The organism is Ruegeria sp. D4 (assembly GCF_056534475.1).
The window spans coordinates 48,585-63,332 of the sequence record NZ_JBQFPJ010000005.1; the positions used below are offsets into that span (position 1 = coordinate 48,585).

General features: G+C 58.4%; 11 protein-coding genes. 6 read left to right on the forward strand and 5 right to left on the reverse strand.

What is annotated here, in order from left to right; genetic code table 11:
* Positions 1 to 5: 5 nt before the first annotated feature.
* The 6 genes from ACR0MI_RS09535 (at position 6) to ACR0MI_RS09560 (ending at position 6,426) form a co-directional block, all read left to right on the forward strand.
* The gene (locus ACR0MI_RS09535; RefSeq protein ID WP_170614621.1) at positions 6 to 1,310 is read left to right on the forward strand and encodes an ABC transporter substrate-binding protein; all 1,305 of its coding nucleotides are present in this window, start codon (positions 6 to 8) and stop codon (positions 1,308 to 1,310) included.
* 108 nt (positions 1,311 to 1,418) lie between these two features.
* Entirely contained in the window at positions 1,419 to 2,285 is an 867-nt protein-coding gene (locus tag ACR0MI_RS09540; RefSeq protein ID WP_170375757.1) for a carbohydrate ABC transporter permease, read from the forward strand.
* A gap of 12 nt (positions 2,286 to 2,297) precedes the next feature.
* Entirely contained in the window at positions 2,298 to 3,128 is an 831-nt protein-coding gene (locus ACR0MI_RS09545) for a carbohydrate ABC transporter permease (protein WP_170614620.1), read from the forward strand.
* Between the two features lie 12 nt (positions 3,129 to 3,140).
* Positions 3,141 to 4,145: an ABC transporter ATP-binding protein gene (locus tag ACR0MI_RS09550; RefSeq protein ID WP_170619674.1), complete on the forward strand. Its 1,005-nt coding sequence runs from the start codon at positions 3,141 to 3,143 to the stop codon at positions 4,143 to 4,145.
* Positions 4,142 to 4,915 carry an L-iditol 2-dehydrogenase gene (locus ACR0MI_RS09555; RefSeq protein WP_170614618.1) on the forward strand — a complete coding sequence of 258 codons (774 nt, stop codon included), beginning with the start codon at positions 4,142 to 4,144 and terminating at the stop codon, positions 4,913 to 4,915. Before ACR0MI_RS09550 ends, ACR0MI_RS09555 begins: the two co-directional genes overlap by 4 nt.
* Positions 4,915 to 6,426 carry a mannitol dehydrogenase family protein gene (locus ACR0MI_RS09560; protein WP_170614617.1) on the forward strand — a complete coding sequence of 504 codons (1,512 nt, stop codon included), beginning with the start codon at positions 4,915 to 4,917 and terminating at the stop codon, positions 6,424 to 6,426. The genes ACR0MI_RS09555 and ACR0MI_RS09560 overlap by 1 nt, the downstream gene beginning before the upstream one ends.
* 100 nt (positions 6,427 to 6,526) lie before the next feature.
* Here the strand turns inward: ACR0MI_RS09560 and ACR0MI_RS09565 are convergent, their stop codons facing one another.
* The 5 genes from ACR0MI_RS09565 to ACR0MI_RS09585 are packed head-to-tail and all read right to left on the reverse strand — an operon-like array spanning position 6,527 to position 14,702.
* The gene (locus ACR0MI_RS09565; protein ID WP_170816712.1) at positions 6,527 to 9,166 is read right to left on the reverse strand and encodes a nitrate reductase; all 2,640 of its coding nucleotides are present in this window, start codon (positions 9,164 to 9,166) and stop codon (positions 6,527 to 6,529) included.
* Entirely contained in the window at positions 9,166 to 9,498 is a 333-nt protein-coding gene (gene nirD / locus ACR0MI_RS09570; RefSeq protein WP_170614615.1) for a nitrite reductase small subunit NirD, read from the reverse strand. Before nirD ends, ACR0MI_RS09565 begins: the two co-directional genes overlap by 1 nt.
* Positions 9,495 to 11,930, reverse strand: coding sequence for a nitrite reductase large subunit NirB (gene nirB, locus ACR0MI_RS09575; protein WP_170614614.1), 2,436 nt, complete (start codon positions 11,928 to 11,930; stop codon positions 9,495 to 9,497). The genes nirD and nirB overlap by 4 nt, the downstream gene beginning before the upstream one ends.
* 4 nt (positions 11,931 to 11,934) lie before the next feature.
* Entirely contained in the window at positions 11,935 to 13,614 is a 1,680-nt protein-coding gene (locus tag ACR0MI_RS09580; RefSeq protein WP_170614613.1) for an ABC transporter ATP-binding protein, read from the reverse strand.
* 5 nt (positions 13,615 to 13,619) lie between these two features.
* Positions 13,620 to 14,702, reverse strand: coding sequence for an ABC transporter permease (locus tag ACR0MI_RS09585; protein ID WP_170614612.1), 1,083 nt, complete (start codon positions 14,700 to 14,702; stop codon positions 13,620 to 13,622).
* Between the last annotated feature and the right edge of the window lie 46 nt (positions 14,703 to 14,748).

Sequence of the window (14,748 nt, forward strand, 5' to 3'; positions counted from 1 at the left end):
CAGGGATGTATCTGAAGAACGCACTTCGTGCGGCGACTGCACTGACTTTCGTCGCCACGGCAGCAGCCCACGCGCAATCCATCACGATCGCTACAGTGAACAACGGCGACATGATCCGGATGCAGGGCTATACCGACAAATTCACCGAAGCGACCGGGATCGATGTGGAGTGGGTGACGCTCGAGGAAAACGTCCTGCGTCAGCGCGTGACCACCGACATCACCACCAAAGGCGGTCAGTTCGACATCATGACCATCGGCATGTACGAGACGCCGATCTGGGGTGCGAATGGTTGGCTGGTGCCGTTGGACGGAATGTCCGCGGAATATGACGTCGACGACATTCTGCCCGCGATGGCCGGTGGCCTGAGCCATGAAGGGACGCTTTATGCGGCGCCGTTCTATGGCGAAAGCTCGATGATCATGTATCGTACGGACCTGATGGAAAAGGCAGGTCTGGAAATGCCCGAGGCACCGACCTGGCAATTCATTCGCGAAGCGGCGGCGGCAATGACCGACCGCGACAACGACATCAACGGCATCTGCCTGCGCGGCAAGGCGGGTTGGGGTGAAGGCGGCGCCTTCATCACCGTGACCGGAAACTCATTCGGTGCGCGGTGGTTTGACGAAAACTGGAAACCTCAGTTCGATCAGCCTGAATGGAAAGAGGCCCTGACCTTCTTTGTCGATATGATGGGTGAGTCCGGCCCCGCTGGCTATGCCACCAACGGCTTCAACGAAAACCTGTCGCTGTTCCAGCAGGGCAAATGCGGCATGTGGATTGACGCAACGGTCGCCGCTTCTTTCGTGACCAACCCCGACGATTCCACAGTCGCCGACAAGGTGGGCTTCGCACTGGCGCCCAATTCGGAAGGCGTGGACAAACGCGCCAATTGGCTTTGGGCTTGGGCCCTTGCGATTCCGGCAGGCACTCAGCAGGAAGACGCTGCCAAACAGTTTATCGAATGGGCGACCTCGAAAGACTACATCGAGCTGGTGGCCGAAAATGAAGGCTGGGCCAATGTGCCTCCGGGCGCGCGGACGTCGCTTTATGAGAACGACAACTACAAGGCGGTCCCGTTCGCAAAAATGACGCTGGAATCGATCCTGATGGCCGACCCGCAGAATTGCTGCGCACAGCCGACGCCCTATACCGGCATCCAGTTTGTCGCGATCCCGGAATTTGCGGGTATCGCCACTCAGGTAAGCCAGGAGTTCTCGGCAGTCTATGCCGGGCAGCAGACAGTGGACGAGGCCCTTGCCAAAGCGCAGGCCTTCACGGCTGAAGAAATGGAAGCCGCAGGATACTGAGGCATCCCTCCCCGGTGGGTGGGCAATGTCCCACCCGCCACTCTGACTTCCACAATTCCCGTTTTTCTCGCAGGCTATGCTTACGCCTGAACAGAGAGGTCTTGCATCATGGCTACTCAACACTCCCGATCCGTTGCGCGCCTGATGATGGCACCTGCCGTGGTCCTGCTGCTTGGCTGGATGCTCGTGCCTCTGACGATGACCCTGTATTTTTCCTTCAAGAAGTACCTGCCGCTGCGCGGCGGTGATCTGGGCTGGGTTGGTTTCGACAACTATGTCCGGTTCGTCTCATCCAGTTCGTTCTGGCCCGCGGTGCAAGCAACGCTGGTTATTGTCGGCGGCGTTCTGGTGATCACGGTTATTCTGGGCATTCTATTGGCGATGCTGCTGGACCAGCCAATGTGGGGACAAGGCGTCGTTCGGATCCTCGTGATCGCACCGTTTTTTGTCATGCCCACTGTGTCCGCGCTGGTCTGGAAGAACATGTTCATGGACCCGGTCAATGGCTTGCTTGCCCACTTGTGGCGCTTTTTTGGGGCCGAACCAATTTCGTGGCTGTCCGAGGCGTCGATGACCTCGATCATCATGATCGTGTCGTGGCAGTGGCTGCCTTTTGCGACGCTGATCCTGCTGACCGCAATCCAGTCGCTGGACAGTGAACAACTGGAAGCGGCCGAGATGGACGGGGCACCGGTCCTGAAGCGATTCTATCACATCATCCTGCCGCACCTCAGCCGCGCGATTACCATCGTGATCCTGATCCAGACGATTTTTCTTTTGTCGATCTTCGCCGAAATCTTCGTGACCACAGGCGGCGCGTTCGGCACCCGCACACTCACCTACCTGATCTTCCAGCGCGTTTTGGAAAGCCAGAATGTCGGCCTCGGATCAGCCGGAGGTGTTTACGCCATCATCCTAGCCAACATCGTTGCCATCTTCCTGATGCGCATCGTTGGCAAGAACCTGGACGCGTGAGGAGGTAAGACCATGGCCCGCGCCGTCACAACCCGCCGCAAATCGCTGAACACTGCCCTTGCATGGGCCGTCGGTTTGCTGATCTTTTTCCCGATCCTCTGGACCATCCTGACCAGCTTCAAGACCGAGGCGCAGGCGATCGCCAGCCCGCCGCTGTTCCTGAATTTCGACTGGACGCTGGAGAACTACGCGATCGTACAGGAGCGCTCAGACTACATGCGGTTCCTGTGGAATTCAGTTATCATCGCGGGCGGATCAACCATTCTGGGCGTGATAATCGCAGTGCCCGCCGCCTGGGCCATGGCATTTGTCCCCTCGAAACGCACCAAGGACATTCTGCTGTGGATGCTGTCCACCAAGATGTTGCCTGCCGTTGGCGTGCTTTACCCGATCTACCTGCTGTTCATCCGGTTGGGTCTGCTGGACACGCGCGGGGGGCTGGTCGTGGTTCTGATGTTGATCAACCTGCCGATCATCGTCTGGATGCTCTACACCTATTTCCGCGAGATCCCGGGTGAAATTCTGGAAGCCGCGCGGATGGATGGCGCGACGCTGAAAGAGGAAATCCTCTATGTCCTCACGCCCATGGCCATCCCGGGCATCGCCTCGACGGTTCTGCTGAACTTCATCCTGGCTTGGAACGAGGCGTTCTGGACCCTCAACCTGACCGCCGTCGACGCGGCTCCGCTCACCGCGTTTATCGCCAGCTATTCCAGCCCCGAAGGCCTGTTCTTTGCCAAGCTCAGCGCGGCCTCGACCATGGCGATTGCACCAATCCTGATCCTTGGCTGGTTCAGCCAGAAACAACTTGTCCGCGGCCTGACCTTCGGCGCTGTGAAATAAGGAACACGACACATGGGACGTATTCAACTCAAGTCCGTGACCAAAAGCTTCGGCGACGTACAGGTCATCCCCCCGCTGGACCTGACCATCGAGGATGGTGAGTTCACCGTCTTCGTCGGTCCGTCGGGGTGTGGCAAGTCTACCCTATTACGCCTGATCGCGGGGTTGGAGGATATCACGTCGGGTTCCATCGATATTGACGGATCGGATGCCACCGATGTCCCACCTGCCAAGCGGGGGCTGGCGATGGTGTTCCAGTCCTACGCCTTGTACCCGCACATGACTGTACGAAAGAACATCGCCTTTCCCCTGCGCATGGCCAAGCTGGATCAAGCCGAGATCGACAAACGCGTCGAAGGCGCGGCAAGTGTTCTGAACCTGAGCGACTATCTGGACCGCCGCCCCGGGCAGTTATCCGGCGGGCAGCGCCAGCGCGTTGCCATTGGTCGCGCCATCGTACGCGAGCCGGCAGCGTTTCTGTTTGATGAACCCCTGTCGAATCTTGACGCCGCGTTGCGCGTCGGCATGCGGCTTGAGATCAGCGAACTGCACGAACGCCTAGCGACAACAATGATATACGTGACCCACGATCAGGTTGAAGCCATGACAATGGCCGACAAGATCGTCGTTCTTCAGGCCGGAGTGATCGAACAGGTCGGCACCCCGCTGGAACTGTATCGCACGCCACGCAATCTGTTTGTGGCAGGGTTCATCGGTTCACCCAGGATGAACTTTATCGAAGGCCCGGAGGCCGCAAGACATGGCGCGCAAACCATCGGAATTCGCCCCGAACACATAGGCGTTTCCGAGACCGAAGGAGAATGGTCCGGGGTCGTCAGCGTCTCCGAACATTTGGGCTCGGACACCTTCTTTCACGTCCACGAAACCGGTCTGGCTGAAACAATCACGGTCCGAGCAGATGGCGAGGTCGGTTTCCGCCACGGCGACCGCATCCACCTGACGCCGCGTGCAGATGTGATCCACCGGTTTGACGCGCAAGGCCTGCGGATCGAATGACACGTCTGACAGGCAAAACCGCCCTGATCACCGGGGCCGCGCGTGGCATCGGGCTGGCCTTTGCCAAAGCCTATGTGGCAGAAGGCGCGCGGGTCGCAATCGCCGACATTGACAGCAAACGTGCGCAGGAGGCGGCCGGTGAAATCGGCGAAGCTGCCCTGGCCGTCGAGATGGACGTGACCCGCCAGAACAGCATAGATGACGCCGTCGCGCGAACAGCCGCACATTTCGGTCCGATCGACATTCTGATCAACAACGCGGCGATCTTCACTGCCGCACCAATCGTTGAGATTGAGCGTGCCGACTATAATCGTGTCTTTGACATCAACGTTTCTGGTGTGCTCTTCACGATGCAGGCTGTTGCACGCCACATGATCGAACACGGGATCAAGGGCCGGATCATCAACATGGCATCGCAGGCTGGACGAAGGGGCGAACCTTTGGTCGCTGTGTACTGTGCCAGCAAGGCCGCGATCATATCGTTGACTCAATCAGCGGGCCTGAACCTGATTTCCCATGGGATCAACGTGAATGCCATCGCCCCGGGCGTTGTCGACGGAGAACATTGGGACGGCGTGGATGCGTTTTTTGCAAAACACGAAGGCAAGGTCCCCGGTCAGAAAAAGCGCGAAGTGGCGGCCGCCGTTCCGTATGGCCGGATGGGCCGCGCCGAAGATCTGACCGGGATGGCGGTGTTTCTGGCCTCTGACGAGGCCAAGTACATCGTCGCTCAAACCTACAATGTCGATGGCGGAAACTGGATGAGCTGATGGACCCCATGGCGAACGCAAAACCTCCGGTTCGGGTGCGGCGCGACAGCCTTGAAGGCCTGCCGGCATCCGTCAGAACACCGGGTTATAATAGCGCGGACCTGAGACCGGGCATCGTTCATATAGGTTTGGGTAATTTTCATCGGGCGCATCAGGCCTGGTATATCCACGAGTTGATGCAGCGGGGTCAGGCATTGGACTGGGCGATTATCGGGGCGGGTGTGCGAAGCTACGACGCCGATATGCGAAAGAAACTGCTGGCGCAGGACTGCCTGACAACATTGATCGAACTGGACCCCGAGGGAATATCTGCCGAGGTGATCGGCCCTATGATCGACTACCTTCCGATTCAGAATGGCAACGCATCTCTGATCCGCAAGATGGCTGATCCGGCCATCCGGATCGTATCGCTGACCGTGACCGAAGGCGGGTATTTTCTGGACGCCAAGACCGGTGCGTTCAACCTGAACCACGATGATATTCGCCATGACGCGGCAAATCCCAACCAGCTCCGCACCGCTTTTGGCGCCATTGTTGCCGCGCTCGGGCAGCGCCGGGCGAACGGTCTGAAACCCTTTACCGCGCTCAGCTGCGATAACCTTCAGGGCAACGGTGCGATTTTGCGAAACTGTATCGTTGGATTGGCCCGTATGTCCGACCCCGATCTGGCCGATTGGATTGACCGGAATGGCGCATTTCCGAACTCGATGGTGGACTGCATTGTGCCCGCGACGACGGAACAATTAATATCGCAATGCCGCAACCTCGGCATCGACGACCGCGCGCCGGTCTCGCATGAAAACTTTCGCCAGTGGGTGATCGAGGACGATTTTTGTGACGGGCGGCCGCCGCTGGATGAGGTTGGCGTGACGCTGACCCAAGATGTCCATAGTTACGAGACAATGAAACTGCGCATACTGAATGGCGGCCACCAATTGCTGGCAAATGCCGGGGAAATTCTGAATGTCCCCACGATTGCAGATTGCATGCAGGACCCCGACATCGTGTCGTTTTTCCGCAAAGTTCAGGCCGAAGAAATTCTTCCCCATGTCAAACCTGTCCCCGGAACAACCGCGACTGAATATCTTGGATTGGTCGAGGGGCGTTTTTCGAATACCGCAATCCACGATTCGACGCGTCGGGTTGCGTTCGACGGATCATCACGCCATCCGGGGTTCTTGCTACCCTCGATGCGCGATGCGCTTGCGGCCGGTTCATCCCTGAACGGGCTTGCGCTGTCCCAAGCTTTCTGGTGCCGGATGTGCGCGGGGGTTCGCGAGAATGGATCCGAAATAGCCCCAAACGACCCTCACTGGGAGGACTTAAAAAAAACGGCGCTGGCATCAAGGGCCAATCCGCAACTGTGGATCGAACAAAGCCAGTACTGTGGTGCGTTTGGTCGAGACACTCCCTTCGCCAACGATTTCGCCCGCTGGCTGACCGCGATCTGGCAGCGGGGATGCCGGGCAGCGATAGCTGAGTATCTGGCTTCGACTCCCTCTCCAGACTGATCCGGCACCGAAAAAAAGGGGGCCCTCTCAAGCCAAATGGACGTAGAAAATAGAACTTGGCTTCGCTGTTTCCAGACGCTGGACAGCCCCCTACTCCACCTCACGCCAAGTTCGTCTGGCAAAGCCGTTCCGAATGTTCAACGACCAAATCGGCAAGCTCCGGCCGACACGAACCACAATTCGTTCCAGCTTGAAGGGCGTCTCCGATTTCATCCACATCAACCAGTTTTTCGTCGTGAATTGCGCGGATTATGGCTTTTAGCCCGACGCCGAAACACGAACAAATCATCGGGCCGCAGTCTTCCAGTTCCGCTGATGACCGACCGGACAAAATCTGGTGTGGTGCGACCTCGGGCAAAGCTGCAAGATAGTCTCGCATCAGCGTGACCGGCTCAGAAGATACAAACAGCACCGCCAACAGGCGTTGCCCCTCTGAGAACGCAATTCTGAATGACCCGCGCCTTTGATCTTCTATCAAAGTAGACACGGCATCGGGCAGGCCGAACCATTCTCGGGCAGTACTCTCCCAATCCTCGGCAACATGGTATCCTGCCAGTTCCAGCCTGTAACCTTTGTCCGTCTTTGCAATCGCCCAATACTCCGACTTTGGCGATGGGGCCCCAACAGAGACTGCAAACCCGTACCAGGCAGCATTCATGCGCCGAACAGACACGGCCGTTGCCTTGCTCTCCGGTTGTCCCGAGATGGGGTCCGTCACAGTTGGAATCAGCGCATCCACACGGGCCGCCGGGGCCGTTTCCCCCGTCCAGTGAATCGGCGCGAACACTTGGCCGGGCGCGACGGTGTCGGTGATGCGAAGTCGAAATATCCCAGTTCCGACCGAACTATTGATCTCGACCAAATCGGCAGAGCCGAGGTTCAGATGGCGCGCGTCCTCGGGGTTCACTTCCACATAAGGTTCGGCGAGATGAGCCGATAGACGAGGTGACAATCCGGACCGGGTCATCGTGTGCCACTGGTCCCGAATTCGCCCCGTATTCAAAAGAAATGGGTATTGCGTTGATGTTTTCGCAACCGGTGGCTTATGGGAAACGGGCACAAAACGTGCTTTCCTATCAGGATGGAAAAACTGACCGTCACCAAAGAACCGTCCGTCCGTTCCACCAGGTATCACCGGCCATCGCGTCGGGCTTAGTTCATTGTATTCTTCCTCCGTAATATCCGCGAGCTTTGAGACGTCAAAATCCCTGCCAAAAGATTTAGCCACTGAGGACAACGCCGCGTATTCCCGAAAAATCTGCGCCGGAGAGTCGTAGCTGAATGGCGTTTTCCACCCCATGCGACGACCGACGTCCGAAAGGATATCCCAGTCTGCACGTGCCTGCCCGGGAGGTGCCAGAACGGCGCGCTGTCTGCTGATTGTGCGATCCGAATTGGTTACGGTGCCACTTTTTTCCGCCCAGCCTGTCGCTGGCAACAGCACATCCGCAAGACGTGCCGTATCCGTCCGGACCGTCAGGTCACTGACAACGGTGAAGGGACATTTCTCAATGGCTTGTCGCACGCTATCCGCATCAGGCATTGAAACCGCAGGATTGCTGTGAATGACCCAAAGCGCCCTGATCTGACCCTCTTTCACGGCACGAAACAGGTCCACTGCCTTAAGCCCCTGTTTTTCACAGATCTTCGGCGCGTTCCAGAAATGTTGAACGGCCGTGCGGTGGCTTTCATTCTCGATATCCAGGTGACAGGCCAGCATGTTGGCCAATCCACCCACCTCTCGGCCACCCATGGCATTGGGCTGACCGGTAACGGAAAACGGGCCCATCCCTTCGCGCCCGATCCGACCCGTCGCCAGATGACAATTGAGGATCGCGTTCACTTTGTCCGTCCCGCTAGAGGATTGGTTCACGCCCTGACTGAAGATGGTGACCACACGCTCGGTCCCGGTCCAAAGATCACAAAATGTCTCGATCTCTTCGGTGGTCAGGCCCGTAACTGTCGGGTCGTCCCGCTGCGCCGTTCTAAGCGCCTCATCAAAGCCGACAGTCTGCTCCAGAAATTCAGGCACGACGTGTCCGCCTTCGTGAATGCTGACAAGCAATCTGTTGAACAAAGCAACATCGCTGCCCGGATGCAAAGCCAGATGAAGGTCGGCCTGATCGCAGCTTGCTGTACGGCGCGGGTCGACAACAACGATCCTTGTCCTACGTGACTGTCGCGCCGCCAGAACGCGCTGGTATAAAACCGGATGACACCAGGCGAGGTTGGACCCGACCAGAACCACCAGGTCGGCCTGATCAATATCCTCGTAGGTACCCGGCACAGTGTCTGACCCAAAGGCGCGTTTGTGGCCAGCCACGGTTGAGGCCATGCAGAGCCTGGAATTCGTATCGATATTGGCCGAACCGATGAACCCTTTCATCAGCTTGTTGGCGACATAGTAATCCTCGGTCAGCATCTGCCCTGACACGTAGAACGCGACACTGTCCGGTCCGTAGGCCTCGATAGTGGACAAAAAGCGATCGGCGACCAGTTGCAGGGCTTCGTCCCACGGCACATCCTTTCCAAATGCTTGCGGGGCCAGAAGGCGTTGATCCAGTCCGACCGTTTCACCCAAAGCCAATCCCTTTGAGCATAAACGCCCATGGTTCGCCGGATGATCCGGATCGCCGCGTACCGCCAAACCGCCGGCGCCATCAGGGCGCAACAGAACACCGCAACCAACACCGCAATAAGCGCAGGTGGACCGGATTTCAGGCAGCCCGGTTCCGTCCATCAGGCCGCACTCCGCCGGGTTGCCGCTTTGTCGTCCAGCAGGATACGACTGCCTTCCAGCCGCACCGGATAGGTGGTGATGCGACCATCATCCGCGCCCTGAGCCTCGCCCGTGTTCAGATCGAAGACCCAATTGTGCAAGGGACAAGTCACCGACTGACCATGCACGATGCCTTCGGACAGCGGGCCGCCCTTATGGGGACAATTATTGGTAGCTGCGAAGACTTCGGCCTCGGCAGTTCGGAAAATCGCAATGCAGCCGATATGAGTTTTTATCAGGCGCGCCCCGCGCAGTGGCACCTCATCGATATGCCCGACGTCGATCCAGCTCATTCTGCGGCCTCCAATGTGAAATCTGCAATCGGCGCGTAGGTTTGCGCCTTGTCCCGCACATGTTCGGCCCACGGGTCCTTGCGGTAGATGCTTTGAGACAGCTCGAACCTTTCGACCAGAGCCGCGCGGTTTTCCAGATCGTCGACCACATGCCCCCTGATCCAACCCATGCCGACTTTGCCCATCCATTTATACAAACGATCCAAGTACTTGCCGCCTTCCCGATAGGCCTGAGTGACGGCCATCACAACCTCGATTGCTTCGTCTTCGGTTGGCACCTGGCACAGCAATTCGGTCTCTTTCACATCCATTCCGGCAGCTCCGCCGATGCTGATCTGAAACCCAGAGTCCACGCAAACCACGCCGATATCCTTGCAGGTGGCCTCGGCACAGTTGCGCGGGCAGCCCGACACGGCCAGCTTCAGCTTGTGAGGCGTCCACGACCCCCACAGGATTTTCTCAAGCTTGATCCCAAGCCCGCTGCTGTTCTGCGTTCCAAACCGACAATGATCTGTTCCGACACAGGTCTTCACCGTGCGCAAACCCTTGGAATAAGCATGGCCCGAGACCAGACCCGCCTTGTTCAGATCCGACCAGATCGCGGGCAGGTCCTCACCCTTCACGCCCAGAAGGTCGATCCGCTGGCCACCAGTGACCTTGACGGTTGGCACGTCGTATTTATCCGCCGCATCCGCGATGGCGCGCAGTTCTTCTGGTGTGGTAATCCCACCCCACATACGGGGCACCACGCTGAACGTGCCATCCTTTTGGATGTTTGCGTGCTTGCGTTCGTTGACAAACCGGCTTTGCGGGTCGTCCTGATACTCAAGCGGCCAATCAGCCAGCAAGTAATAGTTGATCGCGGGGCGGCAGACATGGCAGCCGTTGGGCGTGTTCCATCCAAGCTCCTGCCAGACGGCAGCCTGGCTTTTCAACTCCTGCCCTTTGATCAGGCGGCGCACATCCTCATGGGTCAGATCCGTGCAGCGGCAGACGGGTTGCGCCGTTGGCATTTGGAAGTCATCACCCAAAGTGACTTGCAAGACCTGTTCGACCAAACCCGTGCATGTGCCGCAGGAGGCACTGGCCTTGGTGCTAGCGCGCACCGCGCCCAGATCGCCGGCCCCTGCATTGATCGCCTCGACGATGTTGCCCTTGCATACGCCGTTGCAGCCGCAAATCTCCGCCTCAAGCGGCAATGCTGCAACGGCTGAGAGAGGGTCCGCAGTGTCACCCCCCTGATAGGCAGGGCCGAAGATCAGCGTCTCGCGCATCTCTTCGATGCTGGTGCCGTCTTTGATTAGCCCGAAGAACCAGCTGCCATCGGCAGTGTCGCCATACATCACGGCGCCAACCAGACGATCTTCTTCGATCACAAGCCGTTTATAGACCCCGCGCGAGGGGTCTCGGAACACAATATCCTCGCGCTCGGGGCCTTCGGCAAAATCGCCTGCGCTGAACAGGTCGCAGCCGGTGACTTTCAACTTGGTCGAGAGGGTTTTCTGTGCGAATGCAGCGTCTTCCGCCAGCAACGACTGCGCTGCCACCTTCGCCTGATCGTAAAGCGGCGCGACAAGGCCAAAGATTTCTCCGTCATGTTCGACGCATTCGCCCACGGCAAAAACGTCCGGGTCCGAGGTCAGCATCTGGTCATCCACATGAATGCCGCGCCCAGTGGCCAGACCGGCCTCCTGCGCCAGTGCCGTATTGGGGCGGATTCCAACTGCCATGACCAGCAGGTCGCAGGGCAACTCGGTCCCATCGTCCAACAAAAGCGCGCGGACCTTGCCATCCTGTCCGAGGATTTCCTTGGAGTTCGCCTGCAGGCAAATCCTGATGCCTTTGTCCTCCAGCGACTTCTTCAGCAAATACCCGGCTGCTTCGTCCAGCTGGCGCTCCATCAGGTGGCCCATGATGTGAACGACGGTAACGTCCACGCCGTGGGCGGCCATGCCTGCAGCCGCCTCAAGACCCAGCAAACCGCCACCGATCACAACGACCTTGTTGCCCGGGCCCATACCCATCATCTGCCGGGTATCTTCCAGATCGCGATAAGCGATCACGCCATCCAGATCATGCCCAGGCAGAGGGATCATGAACGGGTTTGACCCCGTCGCGATCAACAGCTTGTCGTATGGAACATGGCCGTTCGCCCCTTCGACCACCTTCATCTCGCGGTCGATCCTGGCCACCTTTTCGCCAAAGCGACAGGTGATCCTTCGCTCGGCGTACCAAGCGTCGTCATGGGTGACGATCTCTTCATAGGTCTTCTCACCCGACAGAACCGGGCTGAGCATGATGCGGTTGTAGTTTCCGCGCGGTTCCGCGTTGAACAGGGTGATATCGAACGCATCTGGTGCAGCATCGGTCAGGTGCTCCAGCACCCGGCCCGAAGCCATGCCTGCGCCTATGACAACTAGTCTTTGTTTCATGGTTTCACTCCGCTGCAATCGCCTTGGGGGCAGGCGATTTCGGCTTGGCGCCGTGTTCGTATTCTTCAAGGAAGTCCAGAACTTCCTGCCGGTAGGCGTAGTAATCGGGGTGTTCCAACAATGCCTTACGGGTCCTTGGGCGCGGCAGGTCGACCTCGGTGATTTTCCCGATGGTCGCTTGCGGACCATTGGTCATCATCACCACGCGATCGGCCAGAAGGATCGCCTCGTCCACGTCATGGGTCACACAGATCGCGGTGACCTTGGTACGGGACCAGACCTCCATCAGGACTTCCTGCAATTCCCAGCGCGTCAGGCTGTCGAGCATCCCAAAGGGCTCATCCAGCAGTAGCAGTTTGGGCGACAGCGCAAAGGCGCGGGCGATGCCGACGCGTTGTTTCATGCCGTTCGACAGATCGGAGGCAGACTTGTCCATCGCGTCAGCTAGACCGACACGTTCCAGATAGTATTCGACCACATCTTGCCGCTCGGCCATGCTGGCCTTGGGGTAGACCTTGTCGACGCCAATGGCGACATTTTCCTTGGCGCTAAGCCAGGGGAACAGGTTGGGCGACTGGAACACCACGGCGCGCTCGGGATCGGCGCCTTCGACGTGGCGGCCATCCAACTTGATCGCACCCTTCGAGATTTCGTTTAGCCCGGCAGCCATAGTCAGAACCGTGGACTTGCCACAGCCGGAGTGGCCGATCAGTGAGATGAACTCGCCCTTGTCGATCTTCAGATCGAAATCCTCAACCACGGTCAGCGGACCTTTGGGCGTCGGGTAGACCTTGTGCAGTTGCGAGAAATCGAGAAAGCGGTTCTCGATCATTCCTTTCTGTGCCTCGGCAACAGCAGTGGGGACTCCGTGGATTGGCGTGACATCGGGCAGGATGCGCGAGCCTTCGACTTTGGCCTCGATACCCACATCCATGAGATACTTGGTGACGTCTGCACGCAGACGTTTGAAGGTCTCGTCGTTGTTCATCGCGCCCCGATCCCGTGGACGCGGGATCGACACGCGGAACTCCTGCCCCAAAGTCCCGTCCGGGTTCAGAGCGATGATCCGGTCGGCCAGGATGATCGCCTCATCCACATCATTGGTGATAAGGACACAGGTCTTTTTGTCGGCTTCCCAGATATGTTCGATCTCATCGGCCAGATTGGCGCGGGTCAGCGCATCCAGCGCCGACAAAGGCTCATCAAGCAGAAGAACTTCGGGGTTCATCGACAGCGCGCGCGCCACGTTAACCCGCTGGCGCATCCCGCCGGACAACTCCGCCGGGCGGCGCGAGGCGGCGTGGCTGAGTCCAACCATCTTGACGTAATCCGCCACTTTCTCGGCTTTCTCGGCCTTGCTTAGGCCAGGAAAGACCGTATCCACCGCCAGACCCACATTGCCGCTGACCGTCAACCACGGCATCAGCGAGTAGTTCTGGAAGATCACGCCACGTTCCGGGCCCGGCCCCTTGATCGGAGTGCCTTTGAACGTGACCTCGCCCTTGGTCGGCATATCCAGGCCGGCCATCAAATTGATCAGCGTCGTCTTGCCGGTACCCGAGAAGCCGAGGATCACCAGAAACTCGCCCTCTTGCACATCCAGATCGATCCCTTTCAGAACAACGGTCCGCGCGGTGCCTTCACCAAAGGATTTCGAGGCGTTCTTGAAGCTCAGAATGCTCATCTCGATCACCGGTTATTCGTAAAGGTAAAGAGGGATTGCAGCGCGTACATCACCCGGTCCAGCAAGAAGCCGATGATGCCGATGGTGAAAACCGCAACCATGATCTTGGCCAGAGAGCTGGACGAGCCATTCTGGAATTCATCCCAGACAAACTTGCCAAGACCGGGGTTCTGCGCCAGCATTTCAGCCGCGATCAAGACCATCCAGCCAACACCAAGCGACAGGCGCAGACCGGTAAAGATCAACGGCAGGGCCGAAGGCAGCACCAGCTTAGTGATCTTGGTATAGGTGTTCATTTTCAGTACCTTGGAGACGTTAACCAGGTCCTTGTCGATAGAGGCTACACCCAGTGAAGTGTTGATCAGCGTTGGCCACAGCGAACACAAGGTCACGGTGATAGCCGAGATCAGGAAGGACTTGGCAAACCACCCGTCATTGGTGACATAAACTGCCGAGACGATCATGGTGACGATCGGCAGCCATGCCAGTGGAGACACGGGTTTGAATATCTGGATCAGCGGGTTCAGCGCAGCGTTTGCTGTTGGCGACAGACCCGCCGCAATGCCAAGCGGGACGGCCACCACCGTTGCGATCAGAAACCCGAAGAACACGGTTTTGATCGAGGTCCAGATCTGCTGGTAGTAGGATGGCGCGCCCGTGTAAGCGACCTGCTTGACCTCTTCCGCGCGGCCGGCGTCGATCAGCTTTTGGTTTCGCTTCTCGACCATCGCCTCGAACTTGGCGCGTTTGGCGGCTTTGGCTTGCGCGTCCTCGTTCAGATTGACCATTTCCGCCCAAACCTGAGCCGGTCCGGGGACCGCACCCAAAGAGGTCTGCACCTTGGGGGCCAAAGTCGCCCACAGCAGCAGAAATGCGCAAATCGACAAAAGGGGGACCACCAGCAACCGCCAGATCTCGGTCATCTGGGCGCGCGGGTTGTCCCCCGCTGCTGCTTTCAGCACCGGGGTGGCCCAACTGAGGCCAAGGACCTGAAACCATTTATCGGCGGCATTAATACGGGTAAAAAGGCGGGCGCGGCGGTCCTCTCGGGCGGCGTCTGCATTGAATTCTGGATCGACCGTTGTCATCTGATGTGTCCTTGCGATGGCGGGGCACTTGTGAGCGTCGCGCCTG

Coding starts and splice junctions, on each gene's coding strand:
- ACR0MI_RS09550 (WP_170619674.1), top strand. CDS start 3,141: ATGGGACGTATTCAACTCAAGTCCGTGACCAAAAGCTTCGGCGACGTA.
- ACR0MI_RS09580 (WP_170614613.1), bottom strand. CDS start 13,614: ATGAGCATTCTGAGCTTCAAGAACGCCTCGAAATCCTTTGGTGAAGGC.
- ACR0MI_RS09540 (WP_170375757.1), top strand. CDS start 1,419: ATGGCTACTCAACACTCCCGATCCGTTGCGCGCCTGATGATGGCACCT.
- nirD (WP_170614615.1), bottom strand. CDS start 9,498: ATGAGCTGGATCGACGTCGGGCATATCGATGAGGTGCCACTGCGCGGG.
- ACR0MI_RS09560 (WP_170614617.1), top strand. CDS start 4,915: ATGGACCCCATGGCGAACGCAAAACCTCCGGTTCGGGTGCGGCGCGAC.
- ACR0MI_RS09585 (WP_170614612.1), bottom strand. CDS start 14,702: ATGACAACGGTCGATCCAGAATTCAATGCAGACGCCGCCCGAGAGGAC.
- nirB (WP_170614614.1), bottom strand. CDS start 11,930: ATGAAACAAAGACTAGTTGTCATAGGCGCAGGCATGGCTTCGGGCCGG.
- ACR0MI_RS09535 (WP_170614621.1), top strand. CDS start 6: ATGTATCTGAAGAACGCACTTCGTGCGGCGACTGCACTGACTTTCGTC.
- ACR0MI_RS09555 (WP_170614618.1), top strand. CDS start 4,142: ATGACACGTCTGACAGGCAAAACCGCCCTGATCACCGGGGCCGCGCGT.
- ACR0MI_RS09565 (WP_170816712.1), bottom strand. CDS start 9,166: ATGGACGGAACCGGGCTGCCTGAAATCCGGTCCACCTGCGCTTATTGC.
- ACR0MI_RS09545 (WP_170614620.1), top strand. CDS start 2,298: ATGGCCCGCGCCGTCACAACCCGCCGCAAATCGCTGAACACTGCCCTT.